The organism is Bradyrhizobium sp. LHD-71, assembly GCF_031157255.1.
Lineage (GTDB): Bacteria > Pseudomonadota > Alphaproteobacteria > Rhizobiales > Xanthobacteraceae > P52-10.
The window spans coordinates 47,713-65,466 of the sequence record NZ_JAVIFX010000007.1 but is presented as its reverse complement, the minus strand read 5'-3'; the positions used below and the strand labels follow the sequence as shown (position 1 = coordinate 65,466).

At 62.9% G+C, this 17,754-nt stretch carries 14 protein-coding genes; 6 read left to right on the top strand and 8 right to left on the bottom strand.

All coding sequences use genetic code 11. From position 1 onward, the window contains the following. The first annotated feature begins 105 nt into the window (after positions 1-105). Positions 106-495, top strand: a complete 390-nt coding sequence (locus RCO31_RS09585; RefSeq protein WP_308968089.1) for a hypothetical protein — start codon at positions 106-108, stop codon at positions 493-495. Positions 496-656: 161 nt separating this feature from the next. Here the strand turns inward: RCO31_RS09585 and RCO31_RS09580 are convergent, their stop codons facing one another. Then, complete coding sequence (locus RCO31_RS09580; RefSeq protein WP_308968088.1) at positions 657-1,787, bottom strand: M20 family metallopeptidase; 1,131 nt, start codon at positions 1,785-1,787, stop codon at positions 657-659. 266 nt (positions 1,788-2,053) lie between these two features. On the opposite strand from RCO31_RS09580, the gene RCO31_RS09575 reads away from it, so the two are divergent. Next, a complete protein-coding gene (locus RCO31_RS09575; protein WP_308968087.1) occupies positions 2,054-3,178 on the top strand; it encodes a hypothetical protein in 1,125 nt (374 codons plus the stop codon). Positions 3,179-3,340: 162 nt separating this feature from the next. Here the strand turns inward: RCO31_RS09575 and RCO31_RS09570 are convergent, their stop codons facing one another. Continuing rightward, entirely contained in the window at positions 3,341-4,909 is a 1,569-nt protein-coding gene (locus RCO31_RS09570; protein ID WP_308968086.1) for an ABC transporter substrate-binding protein, read from the bottom strand. Positions 4,910-5,161: 252 nt separating this feature from the next. Between RCO31_RS09570 and RCO31_RS09565 the strand changes: the two genes are divergently transcribed. Next, positions 5,162-6,007, top strand: a complete 846-nt coding sequence (locus tag RCO31_RS09565; protein ID WP_308968085.1) for a DUF1932 domain-containing protein — start codon at positions 5,162-5,164, stop codon at positions 6,005-6,007. Positions 6,008-6,120: 113 nt separating this feature from the next. Here RCO31_RS09565 and RCO31_RS09560 read toward each other — a convergent pair whose 3' ends face one another. Then, positions 6,121-9,090, bottom strand: a complete 2,970-nt coding sequence (locus RCO31_RS09560) for an FAD-linked oxidase C-terminal domain-containing protein (protein ID WP_308968084.1) — start codon at positions 9,088-9,090, stop codon at positions 6,121-6,123. Positions 9,091-9,242: 152 nt separating this feature from the next. On the opposite strand from RCO31_RS09560, the gene RCO31_RS09555 reads away from it, so the two are divergent. Then, entirely contained in the window at positions 9,243-10,448 is a 1,206-nt protein-coding gene (locus tag RCO31_RS09555) for an aminotransferase class V-fold PLP-dependent enzyme (RefSeq protein ID WP_308968083.1), read from the top strand. 138 nt (positions 10,449-10,586) lie between these two features. On the opposite strand, the gene RCO31_RS09550 is transcribed toward RCO31_RS09555, so the two are convergent. Continuing rightward, positions 10,587-11,621: an aldo/keto reductase gene (locus RCO31_RS09550; protein ID WP_308968082.1), complete on the bottom strand. Its 1,035-nt coding sequence runs from the start codon at positions 11,619-11,621 to the stop codon at positions 10,587-10,589. Positions 11,622-11,931: 310 nt separating this feature from the next. Here RCO31_RS09550 and RCO31_RS09545 point away from each other — a divergent pair, with 310 nt between their 5' ends. Then, positions 11,932-13,602: a thiamine pyrophosphate-binding protein gene (locus RCO31_RS09545; protein WP_308968081.1), complete on the top strand. Its 1,671-nt coding sequence runs from the start codon at positions 11,932-11,934 to the stop codon at positions 13,600-13,602. 282 nt (positions 13,603-13,884) lie between these two features. Here the strand turns inward: RCO31_RS09545 and RCO31_RS09540 are convergent, their stop codons facing one another. The 4 genes from RCO31_RS09540 to RCO31_RS09525 all read right to left on the bottom strand — a co-directional run bounded on the left by RCO31_RS09540 (position 13,885) and on the right by RCO31_RS09525 (position 16,686). Next, the gene (locus tag RCO31_RS09540) at positions 13,885-14,760 is read right to left on the bottom strand and encodes an MBL fold metallo-hydrolase (protein ID WP_308968080.1); all 876 of its coding nucleotides are present in this window, start codon (positions 14,758-14,760) and stop codon (positions 13,885-13,887) included. A gap of 29 nt (positions 14,761-14,789) precedes the next feature. Further along, the gene (locus RCO31_RS09535; protein WP_308968079.1) at positions 14,790-15,581 is read right to left on the bottom strand and encodes an alpha/beta fold hydrolase; all 792 of its coding nucleotides are present in this window, start codon (positions 15,579-15,581) and stop codon (positions 14,790-14,792) included. 115 nt (positions 15,582-15,696) lie between these two features. Continuing rightward, complete coding sequence (locus RCO31_RS09530) at positions 15,697-16,362, bottom strand: sulfite oxidase-like oxidoreductase (RefSeq protein WP_308968078.1); 666 nt, start codon at positions 16,360-16,362, stop codon at positions 15,697-15,699. An 84-nt stretch (positions 16,363-16,446) separates the two neighbouring features. Next, the gene (locus tag RCO31_RS09525; protein ID WP_308968077.1) at positions 16,447-16,686 is read right to left on the bottom strand and encodes a DUF1127 domain-containing protein; all 240 of its coding nucleotides are present in this window, start codon (positions 16,684-16,686) and stop codon (positions 16,447-16,449) included. A gap of 197 nt (positions 16,687-16,883) precedes the next feature. Between RCO31_RS09525 and RCO31_RS09520 the strand changes: the two genes are divergently transcribed. Then, positions 16,884-17,729 (top strand): LysR substrate-binding domain-containing protein, encoded by an 846-nt coding sequence (locus RCO31_RS09520; RefSeq protein WP_308968076.1) that lies wholly within the window; start codon positions 16,884-16,886, stop codon positions 17,727-17,729. Positions 17,730-17,754: the final 25 nt, after the last annotated feature.

Below are 17,754 nucleotides of genomic sequence, written 5' to 3'. Positions count from 1 at the left end.
CAAAGCATCTCCTGGAACTGCGTCTCCGATCAGCGGTTATTTCGGCTGCCAGGCCGTCCCCTGACTGCCGAGCCAGCGGTAATAATCCCGGTAAAGGAGAGTTCCATGACATACCTCGACGTTAGCCCCATGATGGTGGCATTGCGTGCGGCGCCGGAAGAGTTCGAAATGCAGCAAGGCTGGTTACGTCATATCCCGAGCCAACATGACTTCCTGTTTGATCCCGAAGGACGCGTTCAAATTCGCGCCCAGTGCAACTGCGCTTTCCTGTCGGTCGAGCCGAGCCAGGCCCGTGACTTGGCAAGCCATTACAACGACTGGCAAAAGAAATATTGGCAGCCGCTGTTGATCAACAGGGAGTTCGCCTCGCACTTCCATCATTCGGCATTCCGTAAAATGCTGATCGATTTCACGGGATGGCTGCACCGCCGCCTGATGCAGCAGAGTCACGCCGATCATTCGCATGGCCTTGGGAAAGCATATCCAGCCGAGTAACAGACAACCATTGCTGCGGCGCGTGCAGGGGCCGCAGGGTTGAGGCCTTGATAGCGACGACGTCAGGCGACGGCGCGGATAAGAATGCCTCGTTTCTGGCAGCAGTGGCTGTGCGCACCCGTAGAGTGGCGACAACTGAAGTGCTGCAACCAGTGCACGTCTCAGCGCAGTGTCTGGTAGAGCCGATACAAGAGGCGGGCGCGCGGTACGATTGATGAAACGTACAACTGTTCGTAGTGGGTGTGTGCGCCCTTGCCGTCGACGCCGAGGCCATCGAGGGTTGCCGTAAAAGGCGCGGTGAAATTGCCGTCCGAGCCGCCGCCAGTATAGGTATCGGCAAGATCGAACCCGAGCTCGGCGGCGACTGACCTCGCGTGCTCATACAGCGCTGCGCCGGCATTGCTCTTCTCGTAGGGCGGGCGATTGAGCGCGCCGGTGATCGTCAGGCTGACGCCTTCGGTCGTGGCCTTCAGGCCGAGGATCTTTGCGACGAGTTCGTCGGCATCGGCGGCCGATCTGACACGCAGATCCACTTCTGCGTAGGCGTCTTCCGCAATGACGTTCGGCTTGGTGCCGCCGCGGATCACGCCGACGTTGACGCTGACGCCGCGCTTCACGTCGTTCAGGGCGTCGAGCGCGAGAATGACATGGCCGAGCTCGCGGATCGCACTGCGGCCGTCCTCCGGCTTGGCACCGGAGTGAGCTGGCACGCCCTTCACGAAAACCTCGAATCGGGCGACGCCCTTGCGGCCCGTGACGACCTTTCCGCCGTCGCGCGCAGGCTCGGTCACGAGGACGTATTTCGCTTTGTGGCCTTCGGCTTCGATCAGCGCCCGCGAAGTCGGGCTGCCGATCTCCTCATCCGAAACGTAGAGCTGGGTGATGCCCAGCGGGGTTTGCTGGCAATCGAGACAAACCTGTTGAAAGGCACGGAAGGCGAGATAGGCGCCGCCCTTCATGTCGTAGATGCCAGGCCCGAACGCGACATCGCCCTCGATCCGGAAAGGAAGCCGCTTGATAAATCCCATCGGGTGCACGGTGTCGAGGTGGCTGAGCACCAGGATGCCCGGCTTGTCCTGACCCCAATTGGAGCGGACGGCCAGATGGTCGCCGCATCCGTCCTTGCCCGCAATGCGCTCGACCGTCGCCGGCAGGGAGCGATAGCCGTCGGCCACCACGGTCATGAGATGATTGATCTGCTCCGGCGCCTCTGTCGGCGTTTCGATCTCGACCCAGCTCCGGATGCCCTTCAAAATGGCATCGGCGTCAAAAGGATGTGTCCGGTCCGTCAACGCAACTCCCCTCCTGTTGTCCCGCGTCGTATCCCGGGTGAGCTTAGCCTCACTGTGCGGCGGCCAACAAGTCGGTCCGCTGAATCTTCTTCAGGACGTCTCTGAAATCGTATCATTGGCATTCGCGAATCTCCGGTGCGATGTCGGCACCTCCAAGGCCGCGATCGCGTCGGGCCGGGTCCCTGTTTCGCAAGTAACAGCACGCCGCTCATCTGCCGGCTACGCACACTGCTGAAACATGAGCAGGCAATCGGAGACAAGCGACCATGAACTTTGTTACGTACAAGGGCGGCACGCCGAACGACGTCGCATCCGGCACGGTGCAGGCAGGTTTGCTCGATCAGCACGTCGTCGATTCGTGGGTGCCCGTCGATACGGATCGGCCACGTCCGTCCAATCGAATTGGCGAGTCCTCCGCACGCGCGCCCGGCCGCGTCACTCCACCGCCGCTTGATTGCCCGTTTCCTCCAGCCATTCACCCCGACGCCAAGCGAATCGAAGAGGGCACGATCGCGTGGATGAAGCGCTTTCATTACATCAAGTCTTCGACTGAAGAGTCTGTAGCGCGAAATGCCGAGTTCGGTGTCCGTGCGGCGCGGGTCCATCCCACCGGTCGGATCGAGGCGATTCAGCTCGTCTCGGACCTGACCGTATGGCTTTTTCTGACCGACGACGTCTATGTCGAAGAGCCGGGCATGTCGAATGCACTCTCGGTCACGTCCGAACATGTCTTTCGGTGCATTCGCATTCTCCGCGATCCGGAAGATCTCTGTGCGCCTGTCAACGCGTCCCTGCTTGCTCTGCAAGACATCAGCCGGCGTCTGCGGCGGCTCGCCACCTATGAGCAGATCGATCGCTTGGTGGGCGGCATGGTCGAATTTTTTCTTGCCGGGTGCTGCGAAGCGGTCTGCTTCTCGCGCAAGCGCCTGCCGGCGCAAGCTGATTACATCCCCGTCCGGGACGCCATCAATTGCCTGCGCTCGGTCTGTTTCGTATTCATTGAGATCGCCGGCGGGTACGAACTGCCGGGCTCGACGTGGTGTCGTCCGGAGCTGCAGGCCATCGTCAACAAAGCCACCCGCATCATTTCCAATCACCACGATATCCTGTCCGGCTTGCGCGAACTTTCGCAGGACGTGCCGATGAACCTGCCGGCGGTCATTGCCCACGAGCACGGGAGGTCTATCGCCGAGGCGTTCGCGCATGTCGGTGGTCTCGCCAACGCCGACATGCGAAGCTTCGTCGAGATGACCGATCGCCTGCTGCGAGCCGAGCAGGATCGCGCCGTCCGGCTTTATGTCGAAGGGCTGAAGGCATGGATCAGGGGCAACCTGGACTGGAGCCTCACGACCGGCCGCTATCGCGTCTGCGACTACCTCAACAACTCCTAGCGATGAAGCGACGGCGCTCAATCCCGTAGCCCGCATAAGCGTAGCGCCATGCGGGGACGGACCTCCGGCATTTCCGAGGGCGCTTCGCTCGCCGTAGCCGTTCGACGAGCGGGCGTCGCTTCGCGCGCCTATGGCGACGATCCAGCGGGGCTCATCACGTCTTCAGAACGAATAGTCCAGCCCTTTGTAAAACGTGTTCTGGTACAGCATGTGCGGACGGACGCCCTTCAGCTTCTTGTTGCTGGTGGTGTACATGGCGACGTTCATCACCGGCATCCAAAGGTGCTGTTCGGTGATCCGCCGCTGCACCAGGCCGTAGTATTTTGCGCGATCCGCGTCAGTGAGCGAAGCTCGGCCGAGCTTCAGCCACTCGTCCGTCTGCGCGTCCTTCCAGTTCATCCGGTTCGGCGCCGGAATGTTCGCCGAGTCGAAATAGAAGTTCAAAAGGTCGCCGGATGAGACGTAAGGGAATGTCACCGTCCACAATTCGTAATCCTGTTCGGCCATCTTCGCCGGCGCGATCGTTGAGTCATAGCCGATGATGTTCCAGTCGACGCCGATCTTGCGCATGTATCCCTGGATCGCTTCCGAAACGCGCGGAAAGTACGAAACCTGCGTGAACAGAACCTTTGGCGCGAGGCGCATGCCGTCCTTGGTGCGGAAGCCGTCGGAGCCGACCTTCCAGCCCGCTTCGTCGAGCAGCGTCTTCGCCCGTTCGACGTCCTCCTTGATCATTGCTTTGGTTGCGGCATCGAAATCCAGCGTGTCCGGATCGATGAAGGTGTAGGCGGGCGCGGCGTTGCCCAGCATGATCCCCTTGACGATCTCGGCGCGATTAATGGCGATGCTCATGGCCTCCCGCACGCGTGGATCTGAGACCATCGGCCGGTTGGTCTTGAAGCCATAATACATGAGCTGGAAATTTGGCTTCGCCTCCTGCACCTGCAGCATCGGCGCAGCCTTCACCTGCTGGATGAACTGCAGAGGGATCTGATGAGTGACGTCGAACTGGCCGCCCATCATCGCGGCGACGCGGGCGGAGTCCTCGGGCACGATCCTGATCGAGAGGCGTTCGAATTTCACCGGACCCTTGTTCTGGTACATCGATGGTCCCCACTTGTAGGCGTCGTGTCGCTTGAGGACGATCTCCGTGCGTGGCTGCCAGGATTCGAAGCACCACGGTCCGGTGCCGTCGATCGCCTGCACGCCATAGTCCTTGCCGTGTTTCTCTACGCTGTCCTTGTTGTGGATCGCCATCGTGAAGCTGACGAGGTTGATCATCAGATCCGCGTAAGGCTCGTTGAGCTCGTACTCGACGGTGTAAGGATCTGTCGCGCGCACCTCCTTGAGATTTCCGGCGCGCCATTTCAGCGGCGCCTTGGTTTCGGGATCAAGCAGGCGCTTGACGCTGTAGACGACATCGGCCGAGGTGAACTTCTTGCCGCTGCAGAATTGCACGTCGTCGCGCAGCTTGAAGGTGTAGGTCTTGCCGTCCTCGCTGACGGTCCACGATTTTGCGAGGTAGGGGATCACCGTCTTGCCGTCCCAATCCAGCGCCACCAGCGTGTCCTGGAACATATTGACGATGTCGGAGGAGGGCGACCACGTGGTGCGCTGGCCATCATAATGCGGTGCGTCGAGCGATTTCATCATCCGCAGCGTTTGTCCATGCGCCGCCGAAGCCGCGCAGGCGACCGCTGCCGCCGCCAAAGCCGTCACAAACCTGGGCATCGTCCTCTCCTAATGTTTTATTGGTCTTCTCCGTACGCCCGTCACCTGTGCGACGGTCTTGTCATTGGAGACGATCATGCTCCGGGACGGATGCCCGGCACCACAAACGGCTCGATAGGTTGAATTCGAAGGCAAGCGACCGTCGAAAAATTGTGCAGGCTTGCCTATCCGGCGTCAAGCGGTCGAGCGATTGCGACTTGTGCGGCGCGAAATTGCGATTAGCTTGGCGCGCAAAATCTAAGGAGCAATCACATGACGGTTGTCGCAGTCGTGGCCATGGGTGAGATGGGGGCTGGGGTCGCGCAGCGGCTGGTCGAGCGCGGGGCTCGCGTGCTGACGTCGCTGTCCGGCCGTAGCGAAGCGAGCGCCAAACGCGCTCGTGGAGCAGGCGTCACTGTGGTGGACGATGCCACCCTGATTGCCGAATCCGAGCTTTTCCTTTCGATCGTCCCGCCTTCCGTGGCGGGCGCGACGGCTGAGCGCTTTCTTGGCTTCATCCAGCAGGCCTCCAGAAAGCCCGTCTATATCGATTGCAACGCGATCGCACCGCAAACGCTGGCGGCGATCTCGAAGACCTTCGTCGAGAAAGGCCTGCCGTTCCTCGATGGATCGATCATCGGTGCTGCGCCCAAGCCGGACGGCTCGAGTCCGCGCCTCTATCTATCGGGACCGATATCAGGCGAGGCCGAGGTGCTGAAACAGCTGGGTCTCGATACGCGCGTGCTGTCGACAACGCTTGGTGATGCGTCCACCCTGAAGATGTCCTACGCCGGTATCACCAAGGGTTTTCAGGCGCTTGGCGCAGCCATGGCGCTCGGAGCGGGGCGCAACGGCGCAGCCGAAAGCCTCATCGCCGAACTGAAGTTCAGCCAGCCGCAGCTCTATGGCTGGCTTTCGAAGGCGTTGCCGAGCATGTACGACAAGGCCTATCGCTGGGACGGCGAGATGCGCGAGATCGCAAAATTTCTGCTCCCGGAACAGGGCGCATCGACGATGCTGACCGGCGCCGCTGACCTCTACGTCCACATTGCCGAAGACAATCGCGCAGGTCCCGACTCCGAGATCATCTCTACGCTCAACCGCTTTATTGGATGTTAGCGCCTCTCCATAAACTCGGCGCTGTAGCCCGGGTGAGCGCAGCGACACCCGGGATTGACTCTCCGCCAACTCTCCCCGGATGTCGCTGCGCTCATCCGGGCTACAAGCCTTAGCTACGCTTGCAACGGCCCACCCCGCAAACTCATCTGCAGCACGCGGGCGACGTGCAGTGCCTCGCGCTTCGCGCCGTCGGCAATCTGATGGCGACAGGAAAAGCCGTCGGCGACGATCAGGTCATCCGCTTGCGACTGCCGGACGGCAGGCAGCAGTGAGAGCTCCGCCATCGCCATCGAGGCTTCAAACGTGTCGGCGCCATAGCCGAACGCTCCGGCCATTCCGCAACAGCTCGACTCGACCGACTTCACGTCGAGCTCGGGGATGAGCCGCAGCACTTGTTCTACCGGCTTGAAGGCGCCGAAGGATTTCTGATGGCAGTGGCCGTGCAGCAGCGCTTTCTTTTTCAAAGGATGAAGGGGGAGCTTGAGCCGGCCGGCCGCCGCTTCGCGCGACAGAAATTCCTCGAACAGGACAGCATGCGCCGCAATCGACCTTGCGGCCTCGTCATTGCGCAGCGACAGAAGTTCATCGCGCAGCGTCAGCAGACAGCTTGGCTCAAGTCCGACGATCGGAACGCCGCGTGCAGCGAACGGCGCGAAGGTCGCGACGGTGCGCGCCAGCTCCGCACGTGCATGTTCGACGAGGCCCGCCGAAAGAAACGTCCGGCCACAGCAGAGCGCTCGGCGCCCCGAGGCCGGTCGCGGCAGATGCACGCGATAGCCGGCCTCGGTCAGGACGTTGACGGCGGCGTCGAGATTCTCGCGCTCATAGGCCCGATTGAAGGTGTCTGCAAACAGCACGACCTCCTTGCCGCCGGCAGGGCCTGTGGCCCCGGCTGAAGAATCGAAAGCATCGCTGCGCCATCTGGGCAGCACGCGCCTGGCGCTTACGCCGGCGACGCGCTCGAACAGTTGCCGCAGCAATCGGCTTTGGTTGCGGACGTTCGCCAGTGGTGCAAACCGCGCGGCCAGCGGTGCGTAGCGCGGCAGGAAGGCGATCAATCGGTCGCGCAGCGACAGGCCGAATCGTTCGTGGCGTGCGGCAAGCACCTCGATCTTCATCTTCGCCATGTCAACGCCGGTCGGACACTCGTTGCGACAGGCCTTGCAGGAGACGCAAAGCTCGAGTGCGTCCATTACCGCATCGGAGGTGAGGGCGTCGGCACCGAGCTGGCCGGTCATCGCGAGCCTCAGCGTGTTTGCCCGCCCGCGCGTCACGTCCTTTTCGTCGCGCGTGGCGCGGAACGACGGACACATGACGCCGCCTTCCAGCTTCCGGCAGGTGCCGTTGTTGTTGCACATCTCGATCGCGCCCTGGAAGCCGCCGGACGCGCCGGTATATGACGACCAGTCGAGCGCGGTTTTGAGGTCGATCGGGCGGTAGTCCGCCGGGTAGCGGAACAGGTTGCGATCGTCCATGCGCGGCGCATGCACGATCTTGCCGGGATTGAGCGTGCCCTCCGGGTCGAAGCGCTGCTTCACCTCCTCGAACGTGCGGATCAGCCGCGAGCCGAACATCGCCTCGTGAAATTCCGAACGGACGATGCCGTCGCCGTGCTCGCCCGAGTGCGAACCCTTGTATTCGCGCACCATCGCGAAGGCTTCCTCGGCGATGGCGCGCATCGCGCGCACATCCTTCTCCAGCTTCAAATTCAGCACCGGCCGCACATGCAGGCAGCCTTCGGACGCGTGCGCGTACATCGTTCCGTGCGTGCCATGCTTCTCGAAGATGCGATTGAGGCGTTCGGTGTAGTCGGCGAGGTGCGGCAACGGCACTGCGCAATCCTCGATGAAGGAAACGGGCTTGCCTTCCTGCTTCATCGACATCATGACGTTGAGCCCGGCGGCGCGGAAGTCGGCGATGCTGGCCTGCAAGGCCGGATCGGCGACCTCGACGACGCCGCCCCAGCGCTTCTTAGGCTGGCTCCAGCCGAAGCCGAGGTCGGCCATCAATTCGCCGAGCTGTTTCAGCCGGCGAAGGTTCTCGCCCTGGTCTTCCTCGGCGAATTCCACCAGCAGCAGGGCGTCGGGATCACCGCGCACTGCGGTTTCAATGGTCGGGCGAAACATCGCGATATCGCGCCCGAGCCCGATCATGGTCCGATCCACCAGTTCAATGGCAATCGGCTGCAGCTTCACCAGATGCTGCGTTGCGTCCATTGCCTCGTAGAAGCTGCCGAAGTGGCAGACTCCCAGGACGCGGTTGCGGATGATCGGCCAGAGCTTGAGTTCGACCTGCGTGGTGAAAGCAAGCGTCCCTTCGGAGCCGACCAAGAGATGCGCCAGATTGTTCGGTGCCGCCGATGGCGTCAGCGCGTCGAGATTATAGCCGCCGACACGCCGCTGCACCTTCGGAAACCGCGTGGCGATTTCGCCTGCCTCACGCTCGCCCAGCGCGAACATGTCGCGAAAGAGATCGCGCCCCGGCGCATCGACGTTCGACAGTGCTGCGTCGCGCGGTTGTTCATCGAATGTCAGCAGCGTGCCGTCGGCCAGCGCAGCCTGCATGCCAAGCGTGTTGTCGCGCATCGTGCCGTAGCGCAACGAGCGGCCACCGCACGAGTTGTTGCCGGCCATTCCGCCAATCGTCGCGCGCGAGGCAGTGGAGACGTCCACCGGAAACCAGAGACCATGGGGGCGAAGCTGGCGGTTGAGGTCGTCGAGCACGATGCCGGGTTCGACCACGCATGTTTGTCTTTCGGCGTCGAGCGACAGGATGCGGTGCAGATGCTTCGAAAAGTCCACGACCAGGCCGCTGTTGATGACCTGACCGCATTGCGAGGTGCCGCCGCCCCGTGGCGTGACCGTGAAGCCGGAGTCGCGGGCAATGGCGAGCGCGCGCAGCGCCTCCTCGGTGGTGCGCGGCACGACGACACCCGCCGGGATGATCTGGTAGAACGAGGCGTCCGTCGCATAGCGGCCACGACTCGCCGTGTCGAACAGGATCTCGCCGGTCACCTCGGCGGCGAGGCGTCGGGCGAGCTCGTCGGTGGCTCGGGGTTTTGCTGCGGCTGCGGGCTGAGCCATCGTGGCCTCAATCGAAATGACGTCTCGCATTGTCCTCGCTTGGCGGAACGATTGCAATTCGACGATGATGTGATGTTTCAGCGGGTTGTCGCTGACCCCGCGCGAAGACTACAATCATCGACAATCCGACAACCGCAGGCGAGGGAACGACCATGACCAGGCATACGGGCCGGCACTTTCTGCAGATACCCGGCCCCACCAATGTTCCCGATCGCGTGCTGCGCGCGATCGACATGCCGACCATCGACCATCGTGGCCCCGAATTCGCCGAGCTCGGGCTGCACGTGCTGGAAGGCTGCAAATCGATCTTCCGGACCAAGAACCCGGTGGTGATCTATCCCTCGTCCGGCACCGGCGCTTGGGAAGCGGCGATCGTCAACGCTCTGTCGCCCGGCGATAAGGTGCTGATGGCCGAGACCGGTCATTTCGCGAGCCAATGGCGCGCGCTGGCGGAGCGCTTCAAGCTCGAGGTCGACATGCTTGCGGGCGACTGGCGGCGCGGCGCCAGCCCCGAGCAGATCGAGGCGAAACTCTCGGAGGATCGCAGCCATCGCATCAAGGCAGTGATGGTCGTGCACAACGAGACCTCGACCGGCGCTACCAGCCGCGTCGCCGACATCCGCAAGGCGATCGATCGTGCCAAGCATCCGGCGCTGTTCATGGTGGACACGATCTCTTCGCTCGGCTCCATCGCCTACGAGCACGACGCGTGGGGCGTCGACGTCACCGTGGCGGGCTCGCAAAAGGGTTTGATGCTGCCGCCGGGCCTCGGCTTCAACGCGGTGTCGGACAAGGCGCTGGCGGCTGCGAAGGCCAACACGTCGAACCGCTCCTACTGGGACTGGCATGAGATCATCGCCGCCAACAAGGGTGGCAGCTGGCCGTACACGCCCGCGACCAACATGCTCTATGGCCTGAAGGAAGCGATCGCGATGCTGCATGAGGAGGGGCTGGACAACGTCTTTGCCCGACACGTGCGTCATGCTGCTGCGGCCCGCGCGGCGGTCCGCGGCTGGAATCTGGAAATCCTTTGCCTGGAGCCGCGCGAGCATTCGCCGATCCTGACTGCGGTCGTGATGCCGGATGGCCACGATGCCGATCACTTCCGGCAGGTCACGCTTGAACATTTGGACATGTCGCTCGGTGCCGGACTTTCGAAGCTGAAAGGAAAGATCTTCCGCATCGGCCATCTCGGCCATTTCAATGACCTGATGCTGATCGGCACGCTGGCCGGCGTGGAGATGGGCCTGCATCTCGCCAGCGTACCGCATCGGGCAGGCGGCGTCGCCGCCGCGATGGACGTGCTGAAAGGCAACGAAGCATCAGCAGCACCAGTTCAGCGAGCCGCCTCGGCGTAGAGCGACCGGTCTCTCAGAGATTGCAGCGAACTCGGCGCGCGCCCCCTCTCCCCCGGGGGAGGGGACATGCTGAGTGCGTGGCGACCGCTCACTCAGACCTCATACGCGATTGTTCTGCCGTGAGCGCAGGTAAGGCAACTACCTCGTCTCACCCGAAAACGACGATTGCACCGCTGCGATGCGTGCGAGCGTGGCGGCCGGCAACGGTCCTTTCTCGACGGCCGCAATGGCCTGATCGAGATCGCTCAGCGTTGCGAGGCCCATCAGCGCGGTCCCCATAGGCGAGCGAAGCGACGCCGTTCTTCGAACGGCTATGGTCGGGCATGAGATCACGAAGCGCGTCGCGAGCTCCGCGAGGCTCGTCGCAAATCCTTCGTCGACCAGCGGCAGGAAACGGCGAGCACGGGCGACGTCGCCGTCGAAGTTCGTGGCCGAACCGATCGGCGGCGGTGGCGGACTGGCGTTGGGCTGCCGCTCGGCGCTGCCGGAGAGCGCTCCGCCGGCGAGCGTCCTGATGCCGATCACACCGGTGCCGGCCGCGGCCGTGTGCTGGAATAATCGTTCGTAATCCTGCGCGGGATAGTTCGGCGGAAGCATCTCGCCGGCCGACGGGTTGAGCATGTTGTAGCTCACCTGCGCGCTGTCGAACGCGCCGGCATCGATGACCTTGAGCAAGGCGCTGGTGTCACCGGTCGCGGTGATGCCGATAAAGCCGATCTTGCCCTGTTGGCGCAGCGCGTCGAAGGCTGGCACCACCTCCTGCAACACCTGCTCGGCCGTCAGCGAATTTCCCGTGCCGTCATTGGTGATCGGGTTATGCAAGTGCAGGATGTCGGCGCGCGCGAGTCCGAGCCGCTTCAGGCTCGCATCCACTGACACGTTGATCGCCGAACGAAGGTCGCCTTTCTCTGCCGCAGATACGCGCACCTTCGTGCCGTAGATGAAATCGCGCGGCTTGAATTGGCGGACCAGCCGGCCAAGCGTCTGCTCGGAGATGCCGTCGCCATAGATCGCCGCCGTATCGAAATAGGTGATGCCCGCCTCGATAGCGCGCACGAATGCACGCTCCTGATCTTCGCGCGTGCCGCGGACCATCAGTCCGCCGACTGCGCCGCAGCCAAAGCCAAGCAATGAAACCTTCAGCCCGCTTCGTCCGAACAGTCGCGTTTCCATCTTGCAGATCCGATTCGATTCAATCGATGGGATATGTCGTACCGTGTCGCGCAACAACAAGTCGGTATCATCGATCGCAACAACATATGCCGATGTATCAGGCACAAGAGTTGCGCGGAGCCTTTCGAATGTTATCATAGCTTGAGGTTCGAAAGTCGCGTCTGATGGCCAAAATTCGGCGCTTCGCTGCAGCCAAGCCTTGAAAAACGGTTCGTTTCGCGACACCAGATGAACAACCTACTCCTTAGTTTGTCGGGTGGTCCGCCACCCGGAACGAGATAACCAAACAAGAAAAAGTCGAGGACACTTCATGAGCAATATGCCGACCTATCAGGCGCTGGCCCATGCTTTCGCGGCGGAGGGCGTCGATCATCACTTCGCTCTCATGGGCGACGGCAACATGCACTGGGTGACGGCGATGAAGGACATCGACGGCATGAACACCTATCACGCGCGGCATGAGCATTGCGCGTGCGCGATGGCGATGGGCTACACCAGCGCCACCGGCAAGGTCGGTGTCGCTTCCGTGACGTGTGGTCCGGGTTTTACCCAGATCATGACGGCGCTGACGTCGGCGGCGCGCAGCCAGGTGCCGCTGATCGTGTTCGCCGGCGAGACGCCGATCGGCGCCAAGTGGTATGGCCAGATGCTCGAGCAGCAGCCGCTCGCGGCAGCGTGCGGCGCGCACTACATCTCCGCCCACAGCCCGCAGCGCATGTATCAGTACGTTCGCGAGGCATTTCACGTCGCGCGCCACGAGCGCAAGCCTGTGGTGCTTGGAATCCCATACGACCTGCAGCTGCAGCCGCTGCCGAATATCGGCGAGTACAAGCCCGCCGGCCAGATCACGCCGGTCGTCGCGCCTGTGCCGCCGAATCCCGATCAGCTCGCCGAAGTCGCCGACAAGCTTGCGAAGGCCAAATGCCCGATCTTCATCGCCGGCCGCGGTGTCGTCTGGTCCGATGGTCGCAAGGACGTTGAAGAGCTCGCCGAAGCCAGCGGCGCGCTGTTGTCGACGACGCTGCTTGGTCGCGGCATGTACGATCACAACCCGTTCTCTGTCGGCATCGCCGGCGGTTTCGCCCGCGCCATCGCGCGTGAGGTGTTCCGTCAGGCGGACCTCGTCATTTCGTTCGGCGCGCGTCTCACCTATTACACTGTCGATGGCGACACGCTTTGTCCGCAGGCGGAGATGGTGCAGGTCGACCTCAACCCGATCGGCCTCATGCACGGCAATCAGGCCGCCGACATCTACATGAAGGCGGACGCAAAGCTGACAGCGGTCGAGCTGCTCAAGAAGATCAAGGCCGGCGGCAAGACCGCGGCCAGCATCCGTTCGCCGGAACTGGCCAAGCGCATCAAGGAAGAGCCGGCGGACGCGACGGTCTACGAGGTCGCGCCCGGCGAGCTCGATCCGCGCAGGGTTTTCGAGGAAATGGAGCGCGTGCTGCCGAAGGACTATGATGTGGTCTCGGGGTCGGGTCATCACTCGTATTTCCATACGGTGATGCGCGGCGGTGATCCGACGAAGTATCACGCGATGCGCGATTTCGGCGCGATCGGCAACTCGATTTCGTATGCGATCGGCGTCGCCGCGGCCCGCAAGCAAGGCCGCGTAGTGCTGTTCGAAGGTGACGGCAGCTTGTTGATGCACATCCAGGAATTGGAAGCAGTGCGCCGGCACGGCATCAAGCTTCTGATGGTGGTCGCGAACGACGGTGCGTATGGTGCCGAAATCCACAAGCTGCGCCACGAAGGCATCGACGAAACCGGCGCGATCTTCGGCCGGCCGAATTTCAAGGCCATTGCCGAAGGCTTCGGCCTGCGCGGCGCCACCGTCACCGACGTCAAGCAGCTTAAAGGCTTGATGGAAGAGTACGAGAAGGGCGACACCGCGATGGTGTGGGACGTCATCACGTCCGATAAGGTCGTGACGCCGAAGATGATCGCTGGCGTCAAGGCCGGCCACGGTGTGCGGTAGGCGGGAGCGAAGAACGTAGCCCGGATTACGCTGACGCTTCATCCGGGCTGCTGGCCGCTGGCTGTTTGACGATTGAGTATGATCAGTCGTCCCCGGCCAGGCAGCGCAGAGCCGGGACCCATATCGTTGGTCGTCATGAGGCGACTTGCGCGCGGTACCTTTTGAGTAACGCTTGCGACCCTGATCCGCTCTGTGGTCATGGGTCCCTGCTTTTCGCAGGGACGACGCAGAATGCCTGGCGCGGGCTGCTGCGCTGAACTGAAGGCGGAGGCCGCAGGCGCGTTACAACGAATGCACCCAGGCCTCTGGGTACAAGCGGTATGCGTTGCCCTCGCGCGCCAGGCGGGAGAAGGCGGGGAAGTGCAGGTGCATGCCGGCGATCAGCACGCCATCCGCGGCGACGCGGTCGAACATGCGCCTTCGCGAGGCGGCTGCCGCCGCGAGATCGGTGTCGAATGCCATGCCCGCCTCGGGGAATGCCGTCTGCACCTCGGGCACATGCACGGTGTCGCCCCAGATCATCAGCTGCTCGCCGCCCGACTCGATCAAGTAAGCGGTGTGGCCCGGCGTGTGGCCGGGGCTCGGCACGGCGGTGACGCCCGGAAAGACCTCACCCTCTTTAAACAGACGGGTGCGGTTCTTGTAGGGTGCGACCTGTTCGCGGCCGGCCAGGAAATACATCTTCTGCGAACGCTCATCGGCCTTCGACATGGCGCTGTCGTCGAACCAGTGCGGCAACTCATTCTCGTGCATCACAAGTTCCGCATTCGGAAAATACAACCGTCCGCTCGGCATCTCGGTGAGGCCCGCCGAATGGTCAGGATGCATGTGCGTCAGAAGCACAGTGTCGATCGACGCCGGATCGACGCCCGCAGCTTTGAGATTGGCCTGCACCTTGCCGGCGCTCTTCTGCAGATAATCGCCGGAGCCGCTATCGACCAGCGCCTGGCGACCTTTCGACTGGATCAGGAAGGTGTTGACGCTGGTACGTCGCGCGGGGCGGAACGCATCCTTCAACACCCTGTGCGCCTGGTCGAGATCGACGTTACGCATCACGCTGAGGTCGCCGTCGAGGTAGCCGTCGCTGATGACGGTCACGACGATGTCGCCGATCTTGCGGTGATAGACGCCGGGAATTTGCTGGGTGGGCTGGGTCATGGTGGTCTCCGGCAGATTGTGGTCGGCTCTTACGCGCCGACCGACGTCAGAAAGTCGCTGACCGTATCGGCGATCAGTTCGGGTGTCGCCGCGGCCATGTAATGCGTGGTTGGCAATTCGACATAGCGGGCGTTCGGGATTGCTTTCGCGACCGCTTCAGCCATCGGCGGCGGCCGCACGCGATCGAAGGTGGCACCGATCACCATCACGGGGCAGGCGAGCTTGAGCAACTCGTCCTGCATCTGCGTGTTCGCCAGCATGCGATAGATCGTAGCGTAACTTGCCGGATCGTTGCCGAGCCAGCGCGTCCGGAATCTCGCATAGCGCGCGGCGTTGCCGCGCACCTCAATTGCATAGCCGGTCGCCATGGAATCCTCGGCTGCGACCGCCATGCCCTCGCGCTCTGTTTTCGCTACCCGCTCGAGCGCCGCTGCGCGGCGATCTGGCGCCATCCCGGTGGCGGGGCTGCCGGCCACGACCGCGCTGGTCCGCTCGGGATAACGCGCCGCGAAGTGCAGCGCGATCGCGCCGCCGACGGCGACGCCTGCGAGCGCGACCTTGCCCGAGATGCCGAGCGCGTCGAGCAGCGCGGCAATATCGTCAGCCATGGTGTCGATGTGCAGCTCGCCGCGGGCTTTCTGCGACATGCCGGCGCCGCGGGTGTCGTAACGAAGCACCTGCCGCCGACCGGCCAGGCGCGGGGCGACGTCATCCCAGCTTTCTAGCGTGCCGCCCATTTCGTGCACCAGCACCAGCGTCTGTTCGCCCGCGCCGGAAACGTCGTAGCGGAGCGCCGCGCCGTTGATTTCGATGTAGTCCATGCCGTCCCGTAGCGGCCGCCGGGGAGCGGCCTGTTCTTGTTGCTTGGTTCACCGCGAGGGTTCGAGGAGATGTTTACGTGACTTGGCCCAAGGAGAGCAAGTCAGAGCGAGCGGCTCAGTCGCTGTCGGAATAGCGCTGTTCTTTCCACGGGTCGCCGCGGTTGTGGTAGCCGCGCACTTCCCAATACCCTGGCGCATCCTTGGGCAGGAACTCGATACGCTGCAGCCACTTCGCGCTCTTCCAGAAATAGAGATGCGGCACCACAAGTCGCACCGGTCCACCGTGCTCGGCCGTAAGCGGCTCGCCCGACCATGTATGCACCAGCAGCGCGTCCTCGACCGCGAAATCCTCGAGCGAAAGGTTGGTCGTATAACCGTCATAGCTGTGCAGCTCGACGAAGCCGGCGTCGCTTTTCGGCTGCGCTGCGTTCAGCAGATCGCGGGTGGAAACGCCTTGCCACGCGTTGTCGTAGCGCGACCAGGTCGTGACGCAATGAATGTCGGAGGTGATCGAGCTTTGCGGCTGGCGGCTGAATTCCGCCCAGTCCCAGAACAGCGGATTGTCGACCGCCCCATGCACGTCGAGCCGCCAGCGTTCACGCGGAATGTCGGGTGTTACGCCGAGGTCAAGCACCGGCCAGTCATTGGTGAGATGCTGGCCGGGCGGCAGCCGCTCCGATTGCGGACGCGCGACGCGGCCGGTGAGGAAGCGGCCTTCGCGCGCCCACTTTTCCTTGGTGCGCGTGAGCTTGGTTTCGGGCGGCGGACTGTCGTCGCTCATGGCGGTCCCCGGAGGTTGCGGCATCGCTTTCTGCGATGCGCGGGACCTTATCGCTTACGGCGATCTCTGCAACGGCTTGCGCGGTCAGTAGTAGCGCCTCTCGATCTGGCTGCTCAGCCGTTCCCTGGCGCGGCTCGCCAGCAGCTTTGTCGGGTCGGCGTCGAGCGGCAGCGCCTGCGCGGACTGGACATCGTAGGGCGTCAGGCCGATGTCGCGAAGCTCGCGAACGTCCATTTGCGAAAGCTGGTGCAGCGTCTGCCGCGCCCGGTACACCCGGATCGGCCAGAGCAGGAACCGGCCGAGTGCCTGAAGCAGCGCCTGCAAGTTGCCGGGCCGCCTCTGAGGGACCTGAATTTTGTATAAGTTAGTGTTTGTAAAGGACATTTTGTTGTTCCTGGCGTCGACTCCAGAAGGCTTTGAATCGCCGGCGGAGTTCAATCCGAGAACATATTGGCTTGCGCTATTGATCGGTCCAACGAATGTTTCTAATGTCTCTCATCGCTTTTAGAGATGGGTCAGCCATGCTCGATACCGACCAGCTCCGATCGTTCATGGCGATCGTCGACACCGGGTCATTCACCCGTGCGGCGGAACGGGTTCACAAGACCCAGTCGGCGGTGTCGATGCATATCCGCCGTCTCGAAGAGCAACTCGGCCGACCGCTGTTCGTCAAGAATGGACGCGGTATGAAGCTGTCCGGTGACGGTGACAGGCTGGTCGAGTTCGCTCGTGAGATGCTGCGGATCGAGGCGACGGCGATGATGGAAGTGGGCCAGAAGGGGCTCGCGGGCCAAGTTCGCCTCGGCATTCCGGACGACTATGCCGAAGTGTTCATGCCAGCGATCATGGAAGGCTTCGCCCGTCAGCATCCATTCGTCGAGGTCTCAGTAATCTGTGAAGGCTCGCTCGCGCTTGCCGATCGCGTGCGCAATCAGGAGCTCGATCTCGCGCTGGTGACGGACTGTGCCGCGATAAAGAACGTGGAGGTTGTCCGTGAGGAGCCGCTGGTCTGGGTCGCGCATCCGCGCTTCAGCATCGTGCCCGGCGAGCCGTTGCCCCTCGCACTTGGCGCAATCACATGTCATTGGCGGCAGGTGGCCGAGGCCGCGCTGCAGGATGCGGGACGCGATTTCCGCATCCTTCTGGTCTCCAACAACTACTCGGCGATCGAGCCGATGATCAGGACGCGGCTTGCACTGACCGTGTTGCCGCTCGGAGCCGTGCGCGAAGGCATGAAGGTGCTGGGTGCCGCGGAAGGTCTGCCGAACCTGCCGACCTCACGCATGGGGCTGGTGTTCGCGCCGTCATTGGGCAACGAGGCGCTGGCGCTAGCAGAGACGGTGCGGACAAGCCTCTCGATCACCTAGAGGACGTTGGTCGCTCCCGCAGCGC

Coding starts and splice junctions, on each gene's coding strand:
- RCO31_RS09585 (WP_308968089.1), top strand. CDS start 106: ATGACATACCTCGACGTTAGCCCCATGATGGTGGCATTGCGTGCGGCG.
- RCO31_RS09575 (WP_308968087.1), top strand. CDS start 2,054: ATGAACTTTGTTACGTACAAGGGCGGCACGCCGAACGACGTCGCATCC.
- RCO31_RS09570 (WP_308968086.1), bottom strand. CDS start 4,909: ATGCCCAGGTTTGTGACGGCTTTGGCGGCGGCAGCGGTCGCCTGCGCG.
- RCO31_RS09565 (WP_308968085.1), top strand. CDS start 5,162: ATGACGGTTGTCGCAGTCGTGGCCATGGGTGAGATGGGGGCTGGGGTC.
- RCO31_RS09560 (WP_308968084.1), bottom strand. CDS start 9,090: ATGGCTCAGCCCGCAGCCGCAGCAAAACCCCGAGCCACCGACGAGCTC.
- RCO31_RS09555 (WP_308968083.1), top strand. CDS start 9,243: ATGACCAGGCATACGGGCCGGCACTTTCTGCAGATACCCGGCCCCACC.
- RCO31_RS09550 (WP_308968082.1), bottom strand. CDS start 11,621: ATGGAAACGCGACTGTTCGGACGAAGCGGGCTGAAGGTTTCATTGCTT.
- RCO31_RS09545 (WP_308968081.1), top strand. CDS start 11,932: ATGAGCAATATGCCGACCTATCAGGCGCTGGCCCATGCTTTCGCGGCG.
- RCO31_RS09540 (WP_308968080.1), bottom strand. CDS start 14,760: ATGACCCAGCCCACCCAGCAAATTCCCGGCGTCTATCACCGCAAGATC.
- RCO31_RS09535 (WP_308968079.1), bottom strand. CDS start 15,581: ATGGACTACATCGAAATCAACGGCGCGGCGCTCCGCTACGACGTTTCC.
- RCO31_RS09530 (WP_308968078.1), bottom strand. CDS start 16,362: ATGAGCGACGACAGTCCGCCGCCCGAAACCAAGCTCACGCGCACCAAG.
- RCO31_RS09520 (WP_308968076.1), top strand. CDS start 16,884: ATGCTCGATACCGACCAGCTCCGATCGTTCATGGCGATCGTCGACACC.